Raw genomic sequence first — 21,737 nt, 5'->3', positions numbered from 1 at the left:
CACCTGTTTTTCCAGGACACTCACAAGAAGGTTCCCATGCAGCTGATCGACTACCGTCGCGACAACCAACTGGCCCTGATCGGCCTGTGCAACGCCCCGGTCAATGCCCTCGGCCACGGCCTGCGCCAGGCGCTGATGCAGGCTTGCACACGGGCCGCCGCCGACCCTGAAGTGAAGGCCATCATCCTGCATGGGCACCACCTGCCGTTCAGTGCCGGCGCCGACATCAGCGAATTCGGCAGCCCACGCACCTGGCAGGAACCCGCCCTGCCGCAACTGCTCGATGATCTGGCCCGCTTCAGCAAACCGCTGATCGCCGCGCTCGACGGAGTGGCCCTGGGTGGCGGCCTGGAACTGGCCCTGGCCTGCAGCCACCGGGTCGCCAGCGCCACTGCCCGCCTGGGCTTGCCGGAGGTGCGCCTGGGCCTGCTGCCCGGTGCCGGGGGTACCCAGCGCCTGCCACGGCTGATCGGCGTGGCACCCGCCCTGGCACTGATGCTCGGCGGCGAGCCGATCGATGCCCGCCAGGGCCTGACGTTGGGCCTGGTGGACCACCTGGTAGAGCCCGGCCAAGACCTGCTCGAACAGGCCTGCGCCTTTGCCCGCAGGCAGCTCGCGCGCCCCGCCCCTGCGCTCACGCCTGCGCCGCTGTCACAGGGCCTGGCCGATGACTTCTTCGACACGCACGCGGCGCAACTGGCTGCACGCAAACCCGGCCAACGGGCACCGCTGCGGGTGCTGGCAGCGCTGCGCGCCGCCTGCGAGCTGCCCTTGGCCGAGGGCCTGGCACGCGAGCAAGCACTGTTCCGCGAAGCCCTGCAAGACCCCCAGGCCACGGCACTGCGTCACCAGTTCTTCGCCGAACGCGAGGCTTTGCGGGTGCCGGGTATCGACGCTGCCACCGCGCTGCGCAGCATCGCTCAGGTCGCCGTGATCGGCGCCGGCACCATGGGCGCCGGCATCGCCATGAACTTCATCAACGCGGGCCTGCCGGTGCGCCTGCTGGAGCTCAAGCCCGAGGCGCTGGACCGTGGCCTGGCGCAGATCCGCAAACACTACGAAAGCAGCATCACCCGCGGCAAGCTCACCCCCACGCAACTCGAACAGCGCATGAGCCTGCTGCAAGGCACCCTCGACTATGCCGACTTGGCTGACGCTGACCTGGTGATCGAGGCAGTATTCGAGGACCTGTCGATCAAGCAGTCGGTGTTTCGCACCCTCGACCGGGTGTGCAAGCCCGGCGCGATCCTGGCCAGCAACACCTCGACCCTGGATGTCGACCGCATCGCCGCCAGCACCCGCCGCCCGCAAGACGTGGTCGGCCTGCACTTCTTCAGCCCGGCCCATGTGATGCGCCTGCTCGAAGTGGTACGTGGCCGGGCCACGGCGCCCGACGTACTGGCCACCACGCTGAAAATCGCCAAGCGCATCGGCAAGCTGCCGGTGGTGTCTGGCGTGTGCTTCGGCTTCATCGGCAACCGCATGCTCGAACCCTACGCCCGCGAAGCCCATCGCCTGGTGCTCGAAGGCGCCTCGCCGGCCCAGGTGGACAAGGTGCTCACCGACCTGGGCCTGGCCATGGGGGTATTCGCCATGTACGACCTGGCCGGCATCGACGTGGGCTACCTGGTGCGGCAGGCGCGGCGCAACGAACTGGCCCACGACCCGAGCTACTTCCGCCTGGCCGACGAACTCTACAGCCTGGGCCGCCACGGCCAGAAGAGCGGGCGCGGGTTCTACCGCTACGAAGGCCGCGAGCGCATCGAAGACCCCGAGGTGGTGCAGATCGCAGCGCGACTGGCTGGCAAGCTGGGCATCACCCGGCGCAGCATCAGTGACGCAGAAATCCACGACCGCTGCCTGTTCATGCTGATCAACGAAGGCCTGCAACTGCTCGACGAAGGCATCGCCTTGCGCAGTGGCGACATCGACCTGGTCTGGACCAACGGCTACGGCTTCCCTGCCTGGCGTGGCGGCCCGCTGCACTATGCCCGCGACCTGGGCCTGGACAACGTGCTGGCAGGCATTGAGCAACTGCGCGAGCGCCTCGGCGCCTATGGCCAACTGTGGCTGCAGCCAGCGCCCTTGCTACGGCGCCTGGCCGGCAGCGGCAAGCTGCGCGTGCAAGGCCACTGAGCTGCAAAAACCCTCGCCAACAAGGAAACCCTGATGAAAGAAGCCGTCATTCTCTCGACCGCCCGCACCCCGATTGGCAAGGCCTTTCGCGGTGTCCTCAACAACTTGCGCTCACCCAGCCTAGCCGCCCATGCCATCAAGGCTGCCGTTGCCCGCGCCGGCATCGCCGCCGACGAAGTGGAAGACCTGGTGATGGGCACCGCGATGCCCTCTGGCACCGCCGGCTGGAACCTGGGCCGCATGAGCGCGCTGGCGGCCGGCCTGCCGGTTTCGGTGAGTGGCCAGACCCTGGACCGGCAATGCGCCTCCGGGCTGATGGCGATTGCCACCGCCGCCAAGCAGATCATTGTCGATGGCATGCACGTTACCGTCGGCGCCGGCCAGGAGAACATCAGCGCGGTGCAGGTGCGCAACCTCGAATGGGCCTTGGCCGAGCAAGACAACGCGGTCATCCAACAGGTACCGCACGCCTACATGCCGATGCTGCACACCGCCGAGCATGTTGCCCAACGCTACGGCATCAGCCGTGCTGCGCAGGATGCCTACGCCCTGCAATCGCAGCTGCGCACTGCCGCCGCCCAGCAAGCCGGGCTGTTCGAGGCCGAGATCGTGCCAGTGACCGCCCAGCAGTTGATCAAGGACAGGCACACCGGCGAAGTCAGCTACCGCCAGGTGACCCTGACGCAAGATGAAGGCAACCGCCCGCAGACTCGCCTTGACGACCTGGCAGGCTTGCAGCCGGTGGTCGAGGGCGGCTGCATCACCGCTGGCAATGCCAGCCAGCTGTCCGACGGTGCCAGCGCCTGCGTGCTGATGGATGCGCGCCTGGCCGAACAGCGCAACCTCAGGCCGCTGGGCCTCTATCGGGGTATCGCCGTGGCCGGCTTGGCGCCGGAAGAGATGGGCATCGGCCCGGTGTATGCGGTGCCGCGCCTGCTCAAGCAACACGGGCTGAAGGTCGCCGACATCGGCCTGTGGGAGCTGAACGAAGCCTTTGCCTGCCAGGTGCTGTACTGCCGCGACAAACTGGGCATCGACCCGGCGCGCCTGAACGTCAACGGCGGGGCCATCGCCATCGGTCACCCCTATGGCATGAGCGGCGCGAGGATGGTCGGGCATGCCCTGCTCGAAGGCAAACGGCGCGGGGTGCGCTATGTGGTGGTGACCCTGTGCGTAGGCGGCGGCATGGGTGCGGCCGGCCTGTTCGAAGTGCTGTGAAGAAACCCCAGCCCTCCACAAGTCCCAGCTGAATCATCGAACAAGGAGAGACCATGCTAGCTACCCCCTTTTCCCTGGCCGGCAAGACCGTGCTGGTGACCGGTGCCTCCAGCGGCCTGGGTGCCCATTTCGCGCGCCTGGCCCAGGCCGCAGGCGCCCGCGTGGTGCTGGCGGCGCGCCGGGCCGAGCGCTTGCAGGCGCGGGTCGAGCAACTTCAAGCCCAAGGCGGCGAAGCGCTGGCCGTAGTGCTCGATGTCACCCGGCGCGACAGTGTCGAACAGGCGTTCGACCAGGCCGAGGCCCGTTTTGGCGTGGTCGATGTGGTCATCAACAACGCCGGCATCGGCGACCCTGGGCGCTTCCTCGAACTGAGCGGGGAGGACTGGCAACACATGCTCTCGACCAACCTCGACGGCGTGTTTCATGTGGCGCAATGCGCCAGCCAGCGCCTGGTGAAGGCCGGCCGCGCCGGGAGCATCATCAACATCGCCTCGATCCTGGGCCTGCGTGTTGGCACCGGCCTGAGCCACTACTGCACGGCCAAGGCCGGTGTGGTGCAGTTGACCAAGGCCATGGCGCTGGAGCTGGCCCGCCACCGGATCCGGGTCAATGCCATCGCCCCGGGTTACTTCAAGACCGAAATGAACGAGGCCTACTTCGACAGTGAGGCCGGCCAGGGCTACATCAAGGATCACGTGCCGATGCGGCGTCTGGGCCAATTGAGCGAGCTGGACGGGCCTGTGCTGTTACTGGCCAGTGACGCCGGTGGCTTCATGACCGGCAGTGTCCTGGCCGTGGATGGCGGGCACCTGGTCAACCCGTTATAGCAAGGAGCCTGCATGCCCGTTGCCGCCTACCTGCCACGCGTGGTCGCGCTGGTCACCCACTTGCGCCAACCACCGGCCCCCAGCCGCATGGCGCGCCTGATCGAACAGGTCAGCGCCGACTACCGCCAGCAGGCCCATATCGAGGTGATCGAAACCACCCTGGCCGAACTGCTGCCGCTGGCGCGCGACCTGGACCGCCACCAGCGGGCAGACATCATTTTGTGTTCCGGTGCCGTCGCCGAGTACTTGCGCCAGCACCTGACGACCAAGGTGCTGGCCCTGCACCCAGGCCAATGCGACCTGGCCCGCGCCCTCACCCTGGCCCGCAGCCGTGCCAAGCGGGTCGGCGTGCTCAACTTTGGCCAGCACCCCGGCCCAGCGACCCTGCCGCCACTGTTCGACCGGCGGGTTCAGCAACATACCTATACCAGCCTGGAACAAGCCCGGGCGAAGGTCGAGCGCCTGGTGCAGGACGGCGTCGAAGTCATCATCGGTTCGCCTACGGTCTGCCAGCTGGCTGATGCGGCCGGCGCCGAAGGCGTGCTCGCCCTGGATAGCGACAGCCTGCGCCAGGCCTTCGACCGCCTGCGCGCGCGGTCCCGGCGCGCGCGCAAGCCGCCCACCCCACAGCCGTTCACCACCCGCTATCGTTTCGATCAGTTGCTCGGCGATGCCCCGGCGTTTCGCGCGACCGTGCAACTGGCGCAGCGCTACGCCACCAGCAACGCCACGGTGCTGATCACCGGTGAAAGCGGCACCGGCAAGGAATGGCTGGCACAGAGCCTGCACCACGCCAGCGCACGCCAGCCGGGGCCGTTCGTGGCCATCAACTGCGCGGCCTTGCCTGAGTCGTTGCTCGAAAGCGAGCTGTTTGGCCATGAAGATGGCGCGTTCACCGGGTCGCGCAAGGGCGGCAAGCCTGGCCTGATCGAGCTGGCCCACGGTGGCACGCTGTTCCTCGACGAAGTCGGCGACATGCCCGTGGCCCTGCAAACCCGCCTGCTGCGCGTGCTGCAGGAGCGTGAGGTGCTGCGCCTGGGCGCCTGCGAGCCGACACCGGTGGATATCCGCGTGATTGCCGCCACCCATTGCGACTTGTCTGCGCGCATCGCCAGCGGGCAGTTTCGCGCCGACCTGTTCTACCGGCTGAACATCCTGCGCCTGGTGGTGCCGCCCCTGCGTGAGCGCGCTCAAGACATCCTGCCGCTGTTCGAAGCGCTGCTCGCCCGGCACGGCACGACACGGCTTGGCGCACCGCAGTTGCAGCCGCTGCTGCCCTTGCTGCTGCGCCACAGCTGGCCGGGCAACATCCGTGAGCTGGACAACATTGCCGAGCGCGCCGCCCTGTGTGCCCCCGCCCTGGAGGGCGCCGATGGCATCGCCCTGGCCAACCTGTTCCCGGAGTTTTTCCAACATCCGCAGGCCCCCACCCAGCCACTGGCCCTCAACGACAACCTGCGCAGCCTGGGCAAGGCCGCCGAGGCGGCGCATGCCCGGCGTACGCTGGCCAGCTACGACGGCAACATGGAACAAGCCGCACGTAGCCTGGGCGTCAGCCGCAGCACCCTGTGGCGGCGGCTGCGGGCGCAGCCCTGAGCGGCGGGCGCAGCCATGCTCAGCTTACGGATGACTTATCGGGTAACGCCCGATACCCTTGGCTTCTGCAGGCCTGAGGGTTTCAGGCCCACTCACTTCCCCCGCAGACGAACATGCCATGAAAACTGCCGCAGGTTTGCTGCTGTCGGCCATCGAGCTGGACCGCGCCAGCACCCTTCCCCTGTACCGCCAACTGTACCTGCAGATTCGCAAGCAGATACTCAACGGCAGGATCCAGGGAGGCGTGCGGCTGCCCTCGACCCGCACGTTGAGCCACGAGTTGGGGCTGTCGCGAATCACCATTCTCAACGCGTTCGATCAGTTGATTGCCGAAGGTTTTCTGGCCTCGCGTACCGGCGCCGGCACCTATGTCGGCAGCGAGTGGGAGAGCCGGGGCGGCCAGGCCGAGCAACAGCAGCCGCCACCGCGCCTGTCCGACTTGAGCCAGTCGATGCTGTCGCTGCGCAGCGACCATTTTCGCGGCATTTCGTACGCCGATTGGGACCCCGCCACACCGACGTCTTTCCTGCCCAGCCACAGCACCTATGAAGCGTTCCCCCAGGCGGTCTGGCGACGCCTGATGAACCAGCACCTGCTCAAACCTACCAAGGCGATGCTGGGGTACGGCGAGTTGCAAGGCTTGCACGCCCTGCGCAGCGCGATCGCCGAGTACGTGTTCGATGCCCGTGGCATTGACTGCGAGGCCGGTCAGGTGGTGATCGTGTCCGGCGCGCAGCAAGCGTTCAACCTGCTGGGCATGCTGTTGCTCAACCCTCAGGACAGCGTGTGGATGGAAGACCCGGGGCACATCGCCGCGCGCATTGCGTTGCAGGCGCAAGGGGCACGGGTGACGGCGTTGCGTGTCGACCCTGACGGGATCGATGTCGAACAAGGGCTGAGCGAGTGCCCTGAGGCGCGGCTAGTGTTTTGCACACCCTCGCGCCAGCACCCGCTGGGCGTCACCTTGAGCTATGCGCGGCGCCAGGCACTGATCGACTGGGCCGCGCAGCAACAGAGCTGGATCATCGAGGACGATTGCGACAGCGAGTTGCGCTACAGCGGCCGCCTGCTGCCCGCGCTGTACGCCCTGGACCAGATGGCCCGGGTGATCTATGTCGGCACCTTCAGCAAGGTGCTGTTTCCATCACTCAGGCTGGGCTACGTGATTCTGCCGCCGGCGCTGGTCGAGCCCTTCTGCACCCTGCGTGCAGTCATGGACCGCAGCCCGCCGACGCTGCTGCAAGCAACCACCGCAGACTTCATGGCCCAAGGTCACTTCATTGGCCACATCCGCCGCATACGCGGCCTGTACAAGGCGCGCCAGCAGGCGTTGATCGAACAACTCGAACTGCAGGTTGGCGGCTTCTTCACCCTCACCCCGGCCGATGCCGGCATGCACCTGATCGCCTGGTTGCCCACCCACCTCAGCGACGCAGACATCGCCCGGCAACTGGCCGAGCATGGCATCCACACCTACCCCTTGAGCGACTACAGCATCGCCCATGCGCAACCGCCGGCGCTGCTGATCGGCTTTGCCGGCACGCCTGAAAACCAGGCCGCGACGCGGGTCGAGGCGCTGGCCCGGGCCCTGCGCGCACTGGGGTATCTGCCCGGCAACGCTTGAGGCCGGGCAAGTGGTCCTATCGATTGATGGATAATGGATCTATCGAACGTTCCTGACTGGCGCGATAAAGACTGGGCCGGCAAAACCCGGCGCCTGAACCAGGAACGACGCTAATGAACAATAAGATCCAGGAACGTTTCAACGCCTTGCTCAGCCACAACGTGGTCGAACACGCGGCAGCCCCCGTGCTGACGCCCGCCTTGGCCCAACGGTTGCTCGAACGCCTTGCACAGGTGCGCCTGTTTGCTCACGCCTATCCGCTGTTGACCAACCTCACCCACGGCCACGTCACCCCCGCCGACCTGCTGGACTTCGCCTATCGCCACGAACTGCAAGGCCTGAGCCTGCACGTGCTCGACGGCGAGCAGAACAGCCTGAGCCAGATGTCCCCCGGCCAGCTCCAGGCGTTTGCCGACAAGGCCCAGGCACTGGGGCTGGACGTGCACGTGGAAATCAGCAGCACGCTGAAACAGGATGTCGACCAGGTGATCGCCATCGCCAAGGCCCTGGGGGTACGCAACATCCGCGTCTACTCGCGTTATGAGGGCACGCTGTCGCGGGTCATGGACATCATCGAGAGCGACCTGCACTACCTGGCGCAACAGGCCGACGCCCACGACCTGTACTTTGACTTCGAGCAGCACGAAGAGCTCAAGAGCGACGAGATCGCCCAACTGCTCAAGCGCCTCGACCACCCACGCCTGCATGCCCTGTTCGACTTCGGCAACATGATCAATGCCTGCGAACAGCCGCTGCAAGCCCTGCGCAACCTGGCGCCGCACATCCGCCAAAGCCACCTCAAGGGGGTGCGCATCGTCGCCGAACAGAACGGCTTCGGCCATTACGGCGTGCTGCAGGGCAGCGCCGAGGACGACCTGCCCAGTGCACGCATGCTGTACGAATTGCTGATGCTGGGCGACACAGCCCCGCAGGTGATCGCCTTCATCCTCGAACAGGAAAACCACTACGTGGCCCCGGCCTTCCGCCAGCAGCAGGAAGCGGCCGACCCCTTCATCGCTTATCGGGAAATGAGCGAAACACCGCTGCCTGCCGGTTTCACCCTGGCGCGCATGCTGGCCGACGAGCACCGTTGGGCCAACAACCAGGTGGCCTATGTGCGCGGCCTGCTGGGCGAATTTCGCACCCTGGCCGAGCTGACCTTGGCCAACGCTTGACCCTGGCGACCCGATTACCTGCGGAGAACAACAATGACATCCCAGAACAAAGCCAAATGGCTCCGATTCCTGATCCTCATCCTGGGCGGCGGCACCGTCTACAAGCTGGCGAACCTGAAGGACGCCTTCTACGTCCCCATGCAGGAATTCATGGGCCTGAGCCACACTGAAATCGGCCTGCTGCTCAGTGCCAATGCGGTCATCGCCACAGCCCTGTTCGTGGTTGGCGGCCTGCTCGCCGACCGCTTCGAGACGCGCAAGCTGATCCCCCTCGGGCTGATCGGCACCGGTTGCCTGGGCGTGTACCTGGCGACCTTCCCCCCGTTCAGCAGTTTGTTGATCGTGTTCAGCCTGCTGGCCGTGTGCGCCGATTGCCTGTTCTGGCCCTCGCTGCTCAAGGCTATCCGCAACCTGGGTAACGACCAGGAGCAAGGGCGCCTGTTCGGCCTGCTCGAAGGCGGGCGTGGCGTGGTGGATACGCTGGTCGCCTTTGCCGCACTGGGGGTGTTCGTTGCCATGGGCTCGGGCGAAAACGGCCTGAAGTCGGCGATCCTGTTCTACTCGGTGATCGACTTGCTGGCCGGCACCCTGACCTGGTTCCTGCTCAAAGGCGGCAACACGCCGTCGGTGGCCAAACCGAAACACGGCCTGGCGAACCTGATGGAAGCGATCAAGGTACCGGGGATCTGGCTGGTCAGCCTGAACGTGTTCATGGTCTACATCGTCTACTGCGGCCTGACCTACTTCATCCCCTACCTCAAGGAAATGTACGGCTTGCCCGTGGCGTTGGTGGGTGCCTACGGCATCATCAACCAGTACTTCCTGAAGATCCTGGGCGGGCCTGCCGGCGGTTTCATTGCCGACAAACAGTTCAAAAGCACCAGCCGCTACTTGAAATGGGCATTTCTGGCGCTGTTGCCAGTGATGGCGGTGATCCTGCTGATCCCCAAAAGCCCGGGCTTCATCTATGCCGGCATGGCCGCCACCCTCTCCTTTGCGCTGATCGTGTTCTCCATGCGCGGCGTGTTCTGGGCGCCCATGGGTGAAGTCGGCATACCCCAGCACATCACCGGGTCCGCCTTCGGCATCGGTTGCCTGATCGGCTACGCACCCGGCATGTTTGCCTACGTCATCTACGGCGCGATCCTCGACCACTTCCCTGGCCAGCAGGGGTATACCGTCGTCTTCACCTTGATGAGCCTGCTGGCCCTTGCAGGGTTCATGGTGTCCAGCCTGCTCTATCGGGCAGTGCGCAAGCAATCCGTGGCCTCTGATGGGATGCGTGCGGCCCAGGCCTGACCCGCGCAGCGCATGGGCCAGTGGCAAGCCTGAGGGTTCGGTTTCCATGTCGGTCTGGCATCTGACGCCAGCGCGCGGTACAACTGAACCTTTTGGGAGCCCACCATGCTTGGTGTTTTTGAACGACGGCTAGACCCCTTCCCGCCCGACGAGGCGCCACCCCCACCGGTCGGCCTGCTGCGCTTCCTCTGGGCGTGTACGCGCGGTGCCCGTGGCTATGTGCTTGCGCTGGCCTTGCTCAGCGCGGCGGTGTCGATCTACGAAGCCTGGTTGTTTTCCTTCCTTGGCCAGGTCGTCGACCTGCTCTCGACCTGGCAGGCCGGCGGCGCTGCAGCCGGGCAGGAACGCCGCGTGCTGTGGGGTATCGGCATCGTGCTTATGACCAGTATCGGGCTGGTGGCACTGCGCACGATGGTGCAGCACCAGGTGTTGGCGATCAATTTGCCGCTGCGCCTGCGCTGGGACTTCCATCGCCTGATGCTGCGGCAAAGCCTGTCGTTCTTTTCCGACGAGTTCTCTGGCCGGGTCACCACCAAGGTGATGCAGACGGCGCTGGCGGTGCGCGAAGTGCTGTTCACCCTCATCGAGATCGCGCCCGGTATCGGTGTGTACTTCATCGCCATCATTGCCCTGGCGGGCGGCTTCGCCTTGAAGCTGATGCTGCCGTTCATTGCCTGGGTCGCGCTGTTCGGGCTGGCGATGGTGTACTTTGTGCCACGCCTGGGCAAAGTCGGCCAGGAACAGGCCCATGCGCGCTCATCGATGACCGGGCGAATTTCCGACGCCTACACCAATATCACCACCGTGAAGCTGTTTTCGCACTCCAAGCGCGAAGCGCACTTCGCGCGTGCGGCGATGGAGGACTTCAAGCAAACCGGCTTTCGCCAGATGCGCCTGGTGAGCCAGTTCGAGATCGTCAATCAGGCCCTGGTGGTCGGTTTGATCCTGGGCGCAGGCGGTTATGCCCTGTGGCTCTGGCACCAGGGTGAGGTAGGCACCGGCGCCGTGGCGGCGATTACCGCCATGGCCTTGCGTGTCAATGGCATGTCGCACTGGATCATGTGGCAGATGACCGCGCTGTTCGAGAACATCGGCACCGTGCAGGACGGCATGGCCACCTTGACCCGCGGCCCCAAGGTGCAGGATGCGCCGAACGCGAGCGTGCTGGAAACCCGCGGCGGCGCAGTGGCCTTCGACAAGGTCAGCTTCAACTACAACGGTGAACGGCAGGTGCTCGACGGCCTGAGCCTGAACATCCGCGCGGGCGAAAAAGTCGGCCTGGTGGGGCGCTCCGGCGCCGGCAAGTCGACGCTGATCAACCTGCTGCTGCGGTTCTATGACGTGGACAGCGGCGAGATTCGCATCGACGGGCAGAACATCGCCCAGGTCACCCAGGACAGCCTGCGCAGCGCCATCGGCATGGTCACGCAAGACACTTCCCTGCTGCACCGCTCGATCCGCGACAACATCGCCTACGGCCGCCCCGACGCAACCGACGCGCAAATCCGCACGGCTGCGGCCAATGCCCAGGCCGACGGCTTCATCGAACAATTGAGCGACCGGCAAGGCCATAGCGGCTACGACACGCTGGTGGGTGAACGCGGTATCAAGCTCTCCGGTGGCCAACGCCAGCGCATTGCCATTGCTCGGGTGATGCTCAAGAACGCGCCGATCCTGTTGCTCGACGAAGCCACCAGCGCGCTGGATTCGGAAGTCGAAGTCGCCATCCAGGAAAGCCTCAACGAGATGATGCAAGGCAAGACCGTCATCGCCATCGCCCATCGGCTGTCCACGATCGCGGCCATGGACCGGCTTATCGTCATGGATGAAGGGCGCATCATCGAGCAAGGCACCCACGCCGAACTGCTGGCCCGCAACGGCACCTACGCCAGGCTCTGGCAGCACCAGAGCGGCGGGTTCCTGGGTGAGGACCAGGGGGTGGCGGAGGCCATGGAGTAAGCCTGAGCGGTGGCAGCCGGTTGCGAAGGCTGCCCCTCACCACAAAGGCAGCGCTGTTTGCAGAGGTTCGGCATCGGTTATACTTGTTAATCATTTTTGTCCCTACCACCCCTGACACACGAGACCGCATGAAGACTTCCCCTGCAGTCCAATCGGGCGCCGACGGCAGCGAGGCCAGTGCGCCGGCAGACCTCAATGACCTGGTTGGCTACGCCTTGCGTCGCGTGCAGATGAAGGTGTTCCAGCACCTTGTCGATTGCCTGACACCGTACGAACTGCGGCCTGCACAGTTTTCCGCGTTGGCGATCATCGCGCAGAACCCCGGCCCCACGCAGGCCGAGCTGGCCAAGGCGCTGAACATCGAGCCGCCCCAGGTCGTGCCCCTGCTCAACAAACTGGAAGAAGCCGGGCTGGCCCTGCGGGTGCGCAGCAAGGCAGATAAGCGCTCGTATGGCCTTTACCTGAGCAAGGCGGGTGAGAAGCTGCTGAAAACGCTGTACGGCGTCGCCGAAGAAAGCGACCGCGCCGCCACTGCCAACCTGAATGATGACGAGCGCCAGCAGTTGCTCGCCCTGCTGCGCAAGGCTTATTAGGCTGCCGGAAGGGTTGCCCAGCCCTTTGAACTGCGCTGTCGCGCAGAGAACCTGTGGGAGCGGGCTTGAAGGGTGGTGTCAGCCCACGAACGGCAATGGCAGCTGCGCCGCGTGCAGCCGCTGCAGCCGATAGGCAAAACGCAACCACAGATGGTCAAAGAAATACGCCGCCGTCTGGCGTTTGCGCCGGTAGAACGGTTGATCCGCGTGCACCAGTGCCAGGCGCGCCGACCGGGCCCAGGCATGGCCCAGCAACAACATTGCCAATGCCTGGAGAAAATCACCCGCAGCGCGGTAGGCGTACTCCTGGTCATCGTGCTCGACAAGCCCACCCACCCACGCCTGCAAGCCGTCACTGGCAACGCGCAGCTGCTGCGCCCAGCGCATGCCTTCAGCATCGCTGGCCAGGCCTGCTTCTTCCAGCACGTGGGCCAACAGTGCTTGCAGGGCCTCGCCACCATCGCCCAAGACCTTGCGCAGCAACAGGTCGTTGGCCTGGATCTCGTTGGTGCCCTCGTAGATCATCGCCACGCGGCTGTCGCGCACGGTTTGCTCGATGCCCGACTCGGTGACATAACCGTAACCGCCGAACACCTGCAGCGCGTCACTGGCCAGTTGAAACCCTTGCTCGGTGAAAAAGGCCTTAACCACCGGGGTGAGCAAGGCGATGCGCGCCTCCAGCGCTTGCCGGGCCATGCCTTGCGCCTGTTCGGCAAGGTCAATCAGGTGCGCGCTCCAATAACCGATGGCCCGCATGCCTTCGGTCATCGCCCGAGACTGCCAGAGCACCTGGCGCACCGCCGGGTGAAAAGCCACAGGGTCCGCCGCAGCGGCCAATGCACCTTCGGGGCGTAGCACCGCGCGCATCTGCACGCGCGCCTGCGCATACGCCAAGGCGTGCTGGCCAGCGCTTTCGGCATGGGCCAAGCCCTGCAGGCCCACGTAGGTACGGGCACTGTTCATCATCACGAACAACGCAGCCAAGCCACCCTGCGGCTCGCCGACAAGCCAGCCTTCGGCCTGATCGAAGCTCAGGCTGCAGGTGGCGCTGGCGTGAATACCCATCTTGTGTTCGATGCCGGTGCAATGAACGCCATTGAGCCGGCCTTGCTCAGTCAGCTTGGGTACCAGAAACAGCGAAATCCCACGGCTGCCTGCGGGCGCATCGGGCAACCGCGCCAGCACCAGGTGCAGGATATTGTCGGTCAGGTCGTGCTCGCCGCCGGAAATGAATACTTTGTTGCCGGTCAGCCGATAAGCCCCGGCCTCATCTACCCGCGCCTGTGTGCGCAGCAGCCCCACATCGCTACCGGCCTGGGGTTCGGTCAGACACATGGTGGGCAGGCACTCACCGCTGACGATCTTGCCAAGCCAGGCCTGGCGAAGCTCGGCAGAGCCAAACTGACGCAGGCATTCGTAGGCGCCATGGGCAATGCCGCTGTACATGGCCCAGCCATGGTTGCAGGCGTAGATCACTTCGTGCAGCGCAGCGCCGAGCAGCAGCGGCAGCCCTTGCCCGCCGTGCGCTTGCGCGCAGGCCAAGCCTGGCCAGCCGCCGTCCACATAGCGCTGGTAGGCCTGGCGAAACCCGGTTGGCGTGCTCACATGGCCGTCCTGGAACCGGCAGCCTTCGCGATCACCGGGCTTGTTCAGCGGCACTAGTTGCTGTTCTGCAAAGCGCGCGCCCTCCTCCAGCAACTGTTGCGCCAAGGCACTGTCGACGCCAGCGAAGCGCTCGCATTCGGCCCACGCCGCCGGTGCCTGCAGCCATTGATCGATCACAAAACGGATGTCTTGCAGCGGAGCGCGATAGGTGTGCACGTGAAACTCCTTGTCAAACCATGGCCAGCGGGTTTTCCAGCAGCAAGGCCATGCCCTGGCCGCCACCGACGCAGGCCGAGACCACACCAAAACGCTGGCCACTGGCGCGCAGTTGCCGGGCCACACTGATGACCAGGCGCAGGCCGGTAGCGGCCAGCGGATGGCCCAAGGCAATAGCGCCGCCGCAGGCATTCAACCGCTCGGGGGCAATGCCCAGCGCTTGCTGCACCGCTACGATCTGCGCCCCCTGGGCTTCATTGATTTCAAAGCAGGCAATGTCGTCCAGCGCCAGCCCGGCCCGCGCCAGCAGCAAGCGGATGGCCGGTACCGGGCCCAGCCCCATCACCTCGGGCGCCACGCCCACCACGCTGCTGGCCCGCAACCAGGCCAAAGGCGTACGCCCGGCCAGCGCGTCGGCCGAACACATCAGCACCGCCGCCGCCCCATCCACCACCGCACAGCTGTTGCCCGCAGTCTGTACCCCCTGCGGGTAAAGCGCGGGCAGTTGCTGCAAACGTTCGAAAGCGGTCGCGCGTGGGTGGCTGTCTTCAGTGACAGCTTCAACGCCACGCGGCAGGCGAATACCGCGCGCTAGCAAGCCGGGCGCTTCGAACACTTCGCTGCAGACGCTGACGCATTCGTCGCTGAACCACCCGCGCGCCCGCGCCTCCATGGCCCGCGCAAAGCTCATGGCAGCCCAGGCGTCTACGGCCTCGCGGGGGATGCGGTATTGCCGGGCGATATTCTCGGCGGTCTGGATCATGCTGATGCCCACCGCAGGGTCGAACAATGCCTCCCACAGAAAGTCCTTGAAGCCGACCTCGCCGCCCAGCTTGAACCCGCCACGGTGGGTGTAGGCGACAATCGGGTTACGCGACATCGACTCGGCGGCCACGCACAGCACGGTGCCGGCCTCCCCCGCCTGAATCTGCTCACCGGCCTGGCGCAGCAGCTCGAAACCGGTGGCGCAGATCCGTTGCACCATCAGCGCCGGCACTGCCTGGTCGACACCGCAATAAAGCCCGATATGCCTGGGCAGCATGTAGGCATCGAAGTCTGCCTGGGCCATGGAGCCGGCCAGTACGCTGTCGACTTCGCCGGCATCGAGCCTGGCACGCTGCAACACCGCGCGGCCGGCCTTGATGCCCAGGTCGGTCGGCGAGACCAGGCCGAATGCGCCATTGATATCGACCCACGGCGTACGGATGCCCTCTAGCAACGCGGTCGCCGCAAACGTGCGGAACTGCCCCCGGGCCGTCATGGTGCGTCTACACGCAACGGCCCAGGCCCTGCATACAAGCTGTCGATCAGGTCGTGCCGCAATTGCAGGACCACGCGCTGGTTGAGCGAGCCCTTGTCGGTGATCTCACCACGGTCGATGGACGGTGCTTCGGCGGCCAGGCCGGCGAAGCGGATGTAGCTGGCGTTGCCTGTCGCGCCCCGGTTGAGCGTGGCCAGCAGGCTGGCCAGCCAGTCACGCACGGCGGGCGATGCCAGCACCTGGGCGTCACTGGCCTGGGTGCCAAGCCCGGACAGCTGCCGGCATTCCGGCAAGCGCGGGAAGATCAGCAAACCCAGGCATTCGCGGTCCGGGCCCAACACCACCACATCCAGCACATAGGGCGCACCCTGCAAGATCACCTGGGTGCGCATCGGCCCAACGCTGACGAACACCCCGGAGGACAACTTGAAGTCCTCGGCAATGCGCCCGTCGAACATCAAACCCAGCTGCGGGTTGCCGGGGTCGCACAGGCGCACCGCATCACCGCTGCGGTAGAACCCCTCTTCGTCGAACGCCTCCTGGGTCTGCTGCGATGAGCGCCAGTACCCCGGCATCACATGGGGCCCGCGAAACCTCGCCTCAAGCTTGCCGTCCACCGGCACCAGCTTGACCTCGCACCCCGGGGCCGGCAGGCCGATGTAGCCGGCCACCGACAGCGGCCCGGTGGTGAAGGTGCACGACGGCGAAGTCTCGGTCATGCCCAGGCCCGCCATCATGCGGATGCGTTCGCCGCAGTGGGCCACGGCCACGGCGTCAAGGCGGTCCCAGATGGCCTGGGACAACCCGGCACCGGCGAAAAAGAACAGCTTCATGCGCTGGAAGAACCGCTCGCACAGGGCGCTGTCCTGCTCCAGTGCCTTGACCAGTTCCTCCCAGCCTTTGGGCACGGTCAGGTACGCCGTGGGGGAAATGTCCTTGAGGTTGTGCAGCGTCTGGGCAAAGCCCTGCGGCGTCGGCTTGCCATCGTCGATGTACAGCGTGCCGCCGTTGTACAACACGATACCGACGTTGTGGCTGCCGCCAAAGGTGTGGTTCCACGGCAGCCAGTCGACCAGCACCGGCGGCACTTCGGCGAACTCCGGGAAGGTCTGCAACAGCATCTGCTGGTTGGCACACAGCATCCCCTGGGTGGTGACCACCGCCTTGGGCAGCTTGGTGGAGCCGGAGGTGAACAGGAACTTGGCCAGGCTGTCCGGGCGCAAGGCGGCAAAAGCCTGGTCGGCACAGGGTTGGGCGACGGTGGCCAGTACCTCGGCGAATGGCGTGCTCGCCCACCCCGCCAGCTCGCCCTGGCCCAGCACCAGGGTAATCGAGGGCTCGAACACCGCATCGATGGCCCTGCCGTAGGCGGCATCAGCCGCGAATACCAGGCCCGGTTGCAGTGTCTGGACGATATGGCGCAGCTTGCCAAAATCCTGGGACAACAGTGAGTACGCTGGCGATACCGGGCAATAGGGAATGCCGGCATACAGCGCGGCCGTGGCCAGTTGCACGTGCTCAAGGTCGTTGCCCGAGAGGATCAGCAGCGGGCGTTCGGCGCTCAGGCCTTGGCCCAGCAACCACGTGGCGATACGTCGAACACGCTGCAACATGGCGGCGTAAGTGATGTGCTGCCACTGCCCGTCGGCAGCGCGGCGCGCGACAAACGTCTGCTCGCTGCGCTGCTGCGCCCAATGCAGCAAGCGCTCCATCAGCCGTGCCGGGTAGGCGTCGAGCGTTTCCACGGGGTCCAGGTACAGCACGTCGCCCTGTTGGCGCACCTGTACCTGGGGCTGCCCGATCTTGACGGCGCGCAACGGCGCACGCTGGGCAACGGAGAGGGTTTCGCAGTCCATGAAGGCTACCTCTGCGTGAGTGCGCCAAGGGCCGAGGGGCCGCCAGGCGCATTCGCTATTGTTGTTGTGAGGTTGTGGGTCAAATCGGGTAGTGCCGCGCGCCATGCTGCACGGTAACCCAGCGCAACTGGGTGAAGGCATCGATGGCCGCCGTGCTGCCGAAGCTGCCGTAACCGCTGGCCTTGACCCCGCCAAACGGCATCTGCGCTTCGTCATGCACCGTCGGGCCGTTGATATGGCAGATGCCCGACTCCAGGCGCTGGGCAAGGGCCAGGGCACGTTGGGTATCACGGCTGAAGATCGCCGCGCTGAGGCCGAACTCGGAGTCGTTGGCCAGGGCCAGCAGCGCTTCGTCGCCGCTGGCGCGCAGCACCACTGCCACCGGCCCGAACGACTCTTCGCGGTACAGCTTCATGCCCGCATTGACGTGGTCAAGCAGTACCGGCTGCATGACGCTGCCCGTACGTTCGCCGCCTGCCACCAGGGTCGCACCCTTGCCGACGGCGTCATCGACCAGCGCCTGTATGCGCTCACCGGCCCCGGCATCGATCAAAGAGCCCAGCGGCGCGTCGGGTTGCGAGGGGTCTGCCGCACGCAAGCGGCGCACCTTCTCACCCAGCTTGGCCACGAACTCATCGGCCACCGCCTGGTCGACGATCAGCCGCTCGGTCGACATGCAAATCTGGCCCTGGTTGAAGTAGGCACCAAAGGCCGCCGCATCGACCGCAGCCTCCAGGTCGGCATCGGCCAGGACCAGGAACGGTGCCTTGCCACCCAGTTCGAGCACTGCGGGCTTGAGGTGACGCGCCGCCAGTTGCCCAACGATGCGCCCGACATGGGTAGACCCGGTGAAATTCACCCGCCGCACCGCCGGATGGGCGATAAGACGCTCAACCACTGCCGGTGCATCGTGCGGGGCATTGCAGATGACGTTGACCACACCGTCGCCCAAACCGGCCGCCTGCAATACCTGACCGATCAGGCCATGCACCGCCGGGCTGGCTTCGGAGGCCTTGAGCACCACGGTATTACCGCACGCCAAGGGCATGGCAATGGCGCGTGTGGCCAGAATCACCGGGGCATTCCAGGGTGCGATGCCCAGCACCACCCCACAGGGTTGGCGCAGGGCCATGGCAAAGCTGCCGGGCACGTCGGAGGGGATGACACTGCCCTGGATCTGCGTGGTCATCGACGCCGCTTCACGCAGAATATTGGCCGCCAGCATCACATTGAAACCGTACCAGTTGGCCTTGGCCCCGGTTTCCCCGGCCATGGCCAGGAACTCGTCGCGCCGGGCATCCAGCGCATCGGCTGCCTTGAGCAAGCGCGCACGGCGCTCGCCCGGCCCCAGCGCGGCCCAGGCGGGGAACGCCGCCTGCGCCGCTTCGACCGCCGCGTCGGCGTCGGCCAGGGTGGCGGCGGCCACCACCGACACCACCTCGCCGCTGACCGGATGGCGACGTTCGAACGTGCCGCCGTCGCTGGCCGCACGGGCCTTACCGCCAATTAACAAGGGCACCTCGAACATCGGGCATTCCTCTTTTCTGGTTGTTCGGGAATGAAAACCGCGGCCGCTCAGCGCTTGTAGGCTTGCAGGCCTGGCTTGATGCTTTTGTCGTCGAGGAACTGCTTCAGGCCTTGCGCGCGGCCGTGCTCCGGGTCACGCAACTGGGCCTGGTCCAGCTTGGCGTACAGGTAGTCCTCGTTCTGCTCCCAGGTCAACTCGCGGCAGCGCTTGAAGCCGTTTTTGGCAGCACGCAGCACAACCGGGTTCTTGTCGAGAAGGTCCTGGGCGAGCAGCACCACTTCATCGCGCAACTGCGCCAACGGCACGCTCTTGTTCACCAGCCCCATCTGCGCGGCTTTCTGCCCGTCGAAGGTCTTGCCGGTCATGATGTAGTACAGCGATTCACGGTGGCCCACGGTGTCGGCCATGGCCTTGCTGACCAGGTTGCCCGGTGGAATACCCCAGTTGATTTCAGACAGGCCGAAGGTGGCCTCGTCGGCGCAGATGGCCAGGTCGCAAGCGACCAGCGGGCTGAAGCCACCGCCGAAGCACCAGCCGTTGACCATGGCGATGGTGGGTTTGCTGTAGAAGCGCAGCAGCTTCCACTGCCATTCCGAGGCATCGCGGCGGATGCGCTCCTGAAGGATCTCGGGGCCTGCGTCCACCTCGCGGAAGTACTCCTTGAGGTCCATGCCGGCAGTCCAGGCGCTGCCCTCACCGGTCAACACCAGCACGCGTGCGTCGGCATCCTGTTCGACGGTTTCCAGTACATCGCGCATTTCACGGTTGAGCGTTGGGCTCATGGCGTTGCGCTTTTCAGGACGGTTGAAGCTGACCCAGGCGATGCCTTGCTCGACGGTGACTTTCACGGTCTGCCAGCGGTTGTCGTATTGGCCCATCACACACCTCTTGTACTGATTGTTCGTTGTGGTTGGCCGAACATTAGCCCGGCCAAATAGTTAAGTCAATTACCATTAATAAAATTATCTATTTAACTTCGAATGCGTCGTAGACCACGGCATTGCCCAGGCGCATGGCGCTGCCCACGCCCACCGTGCGGTTCAGCCAGGCGTATTGCGGGGCCGAGGTTTCAAAGCGCAGCGTGATGCGGAACTGGTACAGGCTGGGGTCGACGTCCTCGCCGGCGGCGACTTTCTTCATCACCTCGGGCGGGCCGAAGCGGTAGCCCTCGGTGCGCAGGTAGATCAACGCACCGTCATCGGTCTGCAGCAGGTAACGGGTGTCGATGATGGCCACCCCCTCAGGGGTGACCACTTGCCAGTCCGCGCCGTTGTTGAGGATGGTGCCCTTGAGCCGAGCGCCCTCGAAATGCCCACCCGTGATGGGGATGATGCGCCGTTTGCCCTGCCCGCTGGTGCTGCCCAGCTCCCAGATGGGTGCCACCAGGTCGACACTGAAGCGCGCCAGTGGCTCAAGCTTGAGCGGCGGCGGTTCATAGCTGGCCGCCTGGGCCAGTGCGGCGCAACCGCTCAACAGCATGACGGCAAGTGCTTTACCCAGGCTCATGGCGCAACACCTCCCGAGGCTGCAGCTTCGGCCTGCACTGCACCGCGCCCCAGCAGTGCCATCGCCGCCACGGCAGCCACCACCAGCCCCGGTGAGGCCGCCAGCAACAAACCGCCTACGCCTGCGCCGGCAGCGAGGATCTGCCCGGCCGCCAACGGCCCGGCCATCGACCCCAACCGGCCCACGGCCACCGACGCGCCCACCCCCGTGGCGCGCACGTGTGTCGGGTACAGCGTGGGGGCCAGCGCATACAGCACCAACTGGCCGCCGATGGCGCAATAACCTGCGGTAAAGCCCGCCAGCAAGAGCAAGCCGAAGCTGGCGGAGAGGCCCAGGCCCGCCAACGAGGCGAGCATGCCGGCATAGGCGATGCACACCGCACGCCCTGCGTGGCCACGGTCCATCATGCGCCCGGTGAGGAATGACCCCGCCGCGCCGCCCAGGTTGAACAGGATCTGCACCGCGCCGGCCTGCGGCCGCGTATAGCCCTGGCCAATCAACAGCGAAGGCAGCCAGTTGAGCAGCATGTACAGCACGGTCAAGGTAAAGAAGCACGCCAGCCACAGCAGCAGCGTGCGGCTCGCCCGGCCTGGGCCGAACAGTTGCGCTGCCAGCCCGTTCTGCGTGCCCGTGGTCGCGGCCTGGGCACGAAACGCCTGGGATTCAGGCAGCCAGGCCATCAGCACGAAGGCAATCGCGATCGGTGCGAAACCGCCGACATAGAACACCAGGCGCCAGCCCTCACCCAAGCCTGCCATGCCAATCACCGACGCGATGGCGCCGCCCAGGGGGACGCCGCAGTAAGTCAGGCTGACGGCCGTGCTGCGCAAGCGTTCGTGGGCCGCTTCACTGGCCATGGCGATGAGGATCGGCAATGCCGCCCCCAGCCCCAGCCCGGTCATCAGCCGGGCAACCAGCAGCGAGGCATAGTCCCAGGCATGTGCGGTGCCCAGGGAGAACAGCCCGAACAGCAACACGGCCATGATCAGGATGCGTTTGCGGCCCAGGCGGTCGGCCAGCCAGCCGCCAACGAAGGCGCCAGGCAACAGGCCGAGCAAGCCGGCACTGAACACCCACCCCAGCATCGCCGGGGTCAAGGCGAACTCCTTGGCCATGTGCGGCGCCGCAATACCGGTGGCTTGCAGATCGAGCCCTTCGAGCAGGGCGACGAGAAAGCACAAACCGATAGTCAGTACCGGTCGGTGCGAATGTGCGATTGAACCACTCATGTGCAGCCCTCTTGTTGTTATGCGTAAGGTAATCAGAGCCTGAAGGTGGCGCGCATGGACACGAACGAGGCGTCGTCGCCCCCGGCATCGCGAATGGCAGCGCCTATGT

General features: G+C 65.6%; 16 protein-coding genes. 9 read left to right on the top strand and 7 right to left on the bottom strand.

Annotation, left to right across the window (positions count from 1 at the left end; all coding sequences use genetic code 11):
* The first annotated feature begins 36 nt into the window (after window positions 1-36).
* The 9 genes from NP534_RS03220 to NP534_RS03180 all read left to right on the top strand — a co-directional run bounded on the left by NP534_RS03220 (window position 37) and on the right by NP534_RS03180 (window position 12,427).
* Complete coding sequence (locus NP534_RS03220; protein ID WP_274097754.1) at window positions 37-2,136, top strand: 3-hydroxyacyl-CoA dehydrogenase NAD-binding domain-containing protein; 2,100 nt, start codon at window positions 37-39, stop codon at window positions 2,134-2,136.
* Window positions 2,137-2,169: 33 nt separating this feature from the next.
* Window positions 2,170-3,354: an acetyl-CoA C-acyltransferase gene (locus tag NP534_RS03215; RefSeq protein ID WP_274097753.1), complete on the top strand. Its 1,185-nt coding sequence runs from the start codon at window positions 2,170-2,172 to the stop codon at window positions 3,352-3,354.
* A gap of 53 nt (window positions 3,355-3,407) precedes the next feature.
* Window positions 3,408-4,181: an SDR family NAD(P)-dependent oxidoreductase gene (locus tag NP534_RS03210; protein ID WP_274097752.1), complete on the top strand. Its 774-nt coding sequence runs from the start codon at window positions 3,408-3,410 to the stop codon at window positions 4,179-4,181.
* A gap of 12 nt (window positions 4,182-4,193) precedes the next feature.
* Window positions 4,194-5,777: a sigma 54-interacting transcriptional regulator gene (locus tag NP534_RS03205; protein ID WP_274097751.1), complete on the top strand. Its 1,584-nt coding sequence runs from the start codon at window positions 4,194-4,196 to the stop codon at window positions 5,775-5,777.
* 118 nt (window positions 5,778-5,895) lie between these two features.
* Complete coding sequence (gene pdxR / locus NP534_RS03200; RefSeq protein WP_274097750.1) at window positions 5,896-7,401, top strand: MocR-like pyridoxine biosynthesis transcription factor PdxR; 1,506 nt, start codon at window positions 5,896-5,898, stop codon at window positions 7,399-7,401.
* A gap of 113 nt (window positions 7,402-7,514) precedes the next feature.
* Window positions 7,515-8,576 (top strand): sugar phosphate isomerase/epimerase family protein, encoded by a 1,062-nt coding sequence (locus tag NP534_RS03195; protein WP_258713779.1) that lies wholly within the window; start codon window positions 7,515-7,517, stop codon window positions 8,574-8,576.
* Between the two features lie 33 nt (window positions 8,577-8,609).
* Window positions 8,610-9,875, top strand: a complete 1,266-nt coding sequence (locus tag NP534_RS03190) for an MFS transporter (RefSeq protein WP_274097749.1) — start codon at window positions 8,610-8,612, stop codon at window positions 9,873-9,875.
* Window positions 9,876-9,980: 105 nt separating this feature from the next.
* Window positions 9,981-11,834: an ABC transporter ATP-binding protein gene (locus NP534_RS03185; RefSeq protein ID WP_186660926.1), complete on the top strand. Its 1,854-nt coding sequence runs from the start codon at window positions 9,981-9,983 to the stop codon at window positions 11,832-11,834.
* 128 nt (window positions 11,835-11,962) lie between these two features.
* A complete protein-coding gene (locus tag NP534_RS03180; protein ID WP_274097748.1) occupies window positions 11,963-12,427 on the top strand; it encodes a MarR family winged helix-turn-helix transcriptional regulator in 465 nt (154 codons plus the stop codon).
* 78 nt (window positions 12,428-12,505) lie between these two features.
* On the opposite strand, the gene NP534_RS03175 is transcribed toward NP534_RS03180, so the two are convergent.
* From NP534_RS03175 to mhpT, 7 genes are all read right to left on the bottom strand, one after another.
* Window positions 12,506-14,248, bottom strand: coding sequence for an acyl-CoA dehydrogenase (locus NP534_RS03175; protein ID WP_274097747.1), 1,743 nt, complete (start codon window positions 14,246-14,248; stop codon window positions 12,506-12,508).
* Window positions 14,249-14,261: 13 nt separating this feature from the next.
* A complete protein-coding gene (locus tag NP534_RS03170; RefSeq protein ID WP_274097746.1) occupies window positions 14,262-15,509 on the bottom strand; it encodes a thiolase family protein in 1,248 nt (415 codons plus the stop codon).
* Window positions 15,506-17,365, bottom strand: a complete 1,860-nt coding sequence (locus NP534_RS03165; RefSeq protein WP_274097745.1) for a feruloyl-CoA synthase — start codon at window positions 17,363-17,365, stop codon at window positions 15,506-15,508. Before NP534_RS03165 ends, NP534_RS03170 begins: the two co-directional genes overlap by 4 nt.
* A gap of 79 nt (window positions 17,366-17,444) precedes the next feature.
* Window positions 17,445-18,893 carry an aldehyde dehydrogenase gene (locus NP534_RS03160; RefSeq protein WP_033698576.1) on the bottom strand — a complete coding sequence of 483 codons (1,449 nt, stop codon included), beginning with the start codon at window positions 18,891-18,893 and terminating at the stop codon, window positions 17,445-17,447.
* A 47-nt stretch (window positions 18,894-18,940) separates the two neighbouring features.
* Complete coding sequence (locus NP534_RS03155) at window positions 18,941-19,771, bottom strand: p-hydroxycinnamoyl CoA hydratase/lyase (protein WP_033698578.1); 831 nt, start codon at window positions 19,769-19,771, stop codon at window positions 18,941-18,943.
* 88 nt (window positions 19,772-19,859) lie between these two features.
* Window positions 19,860-20,399 (bottom strand): DUF3237 domain-containing protein, encoded by a 540-nt coding sequence (locus NP534_RS03150; protein WP_033698580.1) that lies wholly within the window; start codon window positions 20,397-20,399, stop codon window positions 19,860-19,862.
* Window positions 20,396-21,628, bottom strand: coding sequence for a 3-(3-hydroxy-phenyl)propionate transporter MhpT (mhpT, locus tag NP534_RS03145; protein WP_274097744.1), 1,233 nt, complete (start codon window positions 21,626-21,628; stop codon window positions 20,396-20,398). Before mhpT ends, NP534_RS03150 begins: the two co-directional genes overlap by 4 nt.
* Between the last annotated feature and the right edge of the window lie 109 nt (window positions 21,629-21,737).

The organism is Pseudomonas sp. 39004 (assembly GCF_028682155.1).
GTDB classification, from domain to species: Bacteria; Pseudomonadota; Gammaproteobacteria; order Pseudomonadales; family Pseudomonadaceae; genus Aquipseudomonas; species Aquipseudomonas capeferrum.
This window is presented reverse-complemented; position numbering and strand designations above follow the sequence as displayed.

What these genes read in the sequence shown, in the direction of transcription:
- NP534_RS03190 (WP_274097749.1), top strand. Translation starts at nt 8,610, where the DNA reads ATGACATCCCAGAACAAAGCCAAATGGCTCCGATTCCTGATCCTCATC.
- NP534_RS03220 (WP_274097754.1), top strand. Translation starts at nt 37, where the DNA reads ATGCAGCTGATCGACTACCGTCGCGACAACCAACTGGCCCTGATCGGC.
- NP534_RS03215 (WP_274097753.1), top strand. Translation starts at nt 2,170, where the DNA reads ATGAAAGAAGCCGTCATTCTCTCGACCGCCCGCACCCCGATTGGCAAG.
- NP534_RS03185 (WP_186660926.1), top strand. Translation starts at nt 9,981, where the DNA reads ATGCTTGGTGTTTTTGAACGACGGCTAGACCCCTTCCCGCCCGACGAG.
- NP534_RS03210 (WP_274097752.1), top strand. Translation starts at nt 3,408, where the DNA reads ATGCTAGCTACCCCCTTTTCCCTGGCCGGCAAGACCGTGCTGGTGACC.
- NP534_RS03180 (WP_274097748.1), top strand. Translation starts at nt 11,963, where the DNA reads ATGAAGACTTCCCCTGCAGTCCAATCGGGCGCCGACGGCAGCGAGGCC.
- pdxR (WP_274097750.1), top strand. Translation starts at nt 5,896, where the DNA reads ATGAAAACTGCCGCAGGTTTGCTGCTGTCGGCCATCGAGCTGGACCGC.
- NP534_RS03205 (WP_274097751.1), top strand. Translation starts at nt 4,194, where the DNA reads ATGCCCGTTGCCGCCTACCTGCCACGCGTGGTCGCGCTGGTCACCCAC.
- NP534_RS03155 (WP_033698578.1), bottom strand. Translation starts at nt 19,771, where the DNA reads ATGGGCCAATACGACAACCGCTGGCAGACCGTGAAAGTCACCGTCGAG.
- NP534_RS03170 (WP_274097746.1), bottom strand. Translation starts at nt 15,509, where the DNA reads ATGACGGCCCGGGGGCAGTTCCGCACGTTTGCGGCGACCGCGTTGCTA.
- NP534_RS03160 (WP_033698576.1), bottom strand. Translation starts at nt 18,893, where the DNA reads ATGTTCGAGGTGCCCTTGTTAATTGGCGGTAAGGCCCGTGCGGCCAGC.
- NP534_RS03150 (WP_033698580.1), bottom strand. Translation starts at nt 20,399, where the DNA reads ATGAGCCTGGGTAAAGCACTTGCCGTCATGCTGTTGAGCGGTTGCGCC.
- NP534_RS03165 (WP_274097745.1), bottom strand. Translation starts at nt 17,365, where the DNA reads ATGGACTGCGAAACCCTCTCCGTTGCCCAGCGTGCGCCGTTGCGCGCC.
- NP534_RS03195 (WP_258713779.1), top strand. Translation starts at nt 7,515, where the DNA reads ATGAACAATAAGATCCAGGAACGTTTCAACGCCTTGCTCAGCCACAAC.
- mhpT (WP_274097744.1), bottom strand. Translation starts at nt 21,628, where the DNA reads ATGAGTGGTTCAATCGCACATTCGCACCGACCGGTACTGACTATCGGT.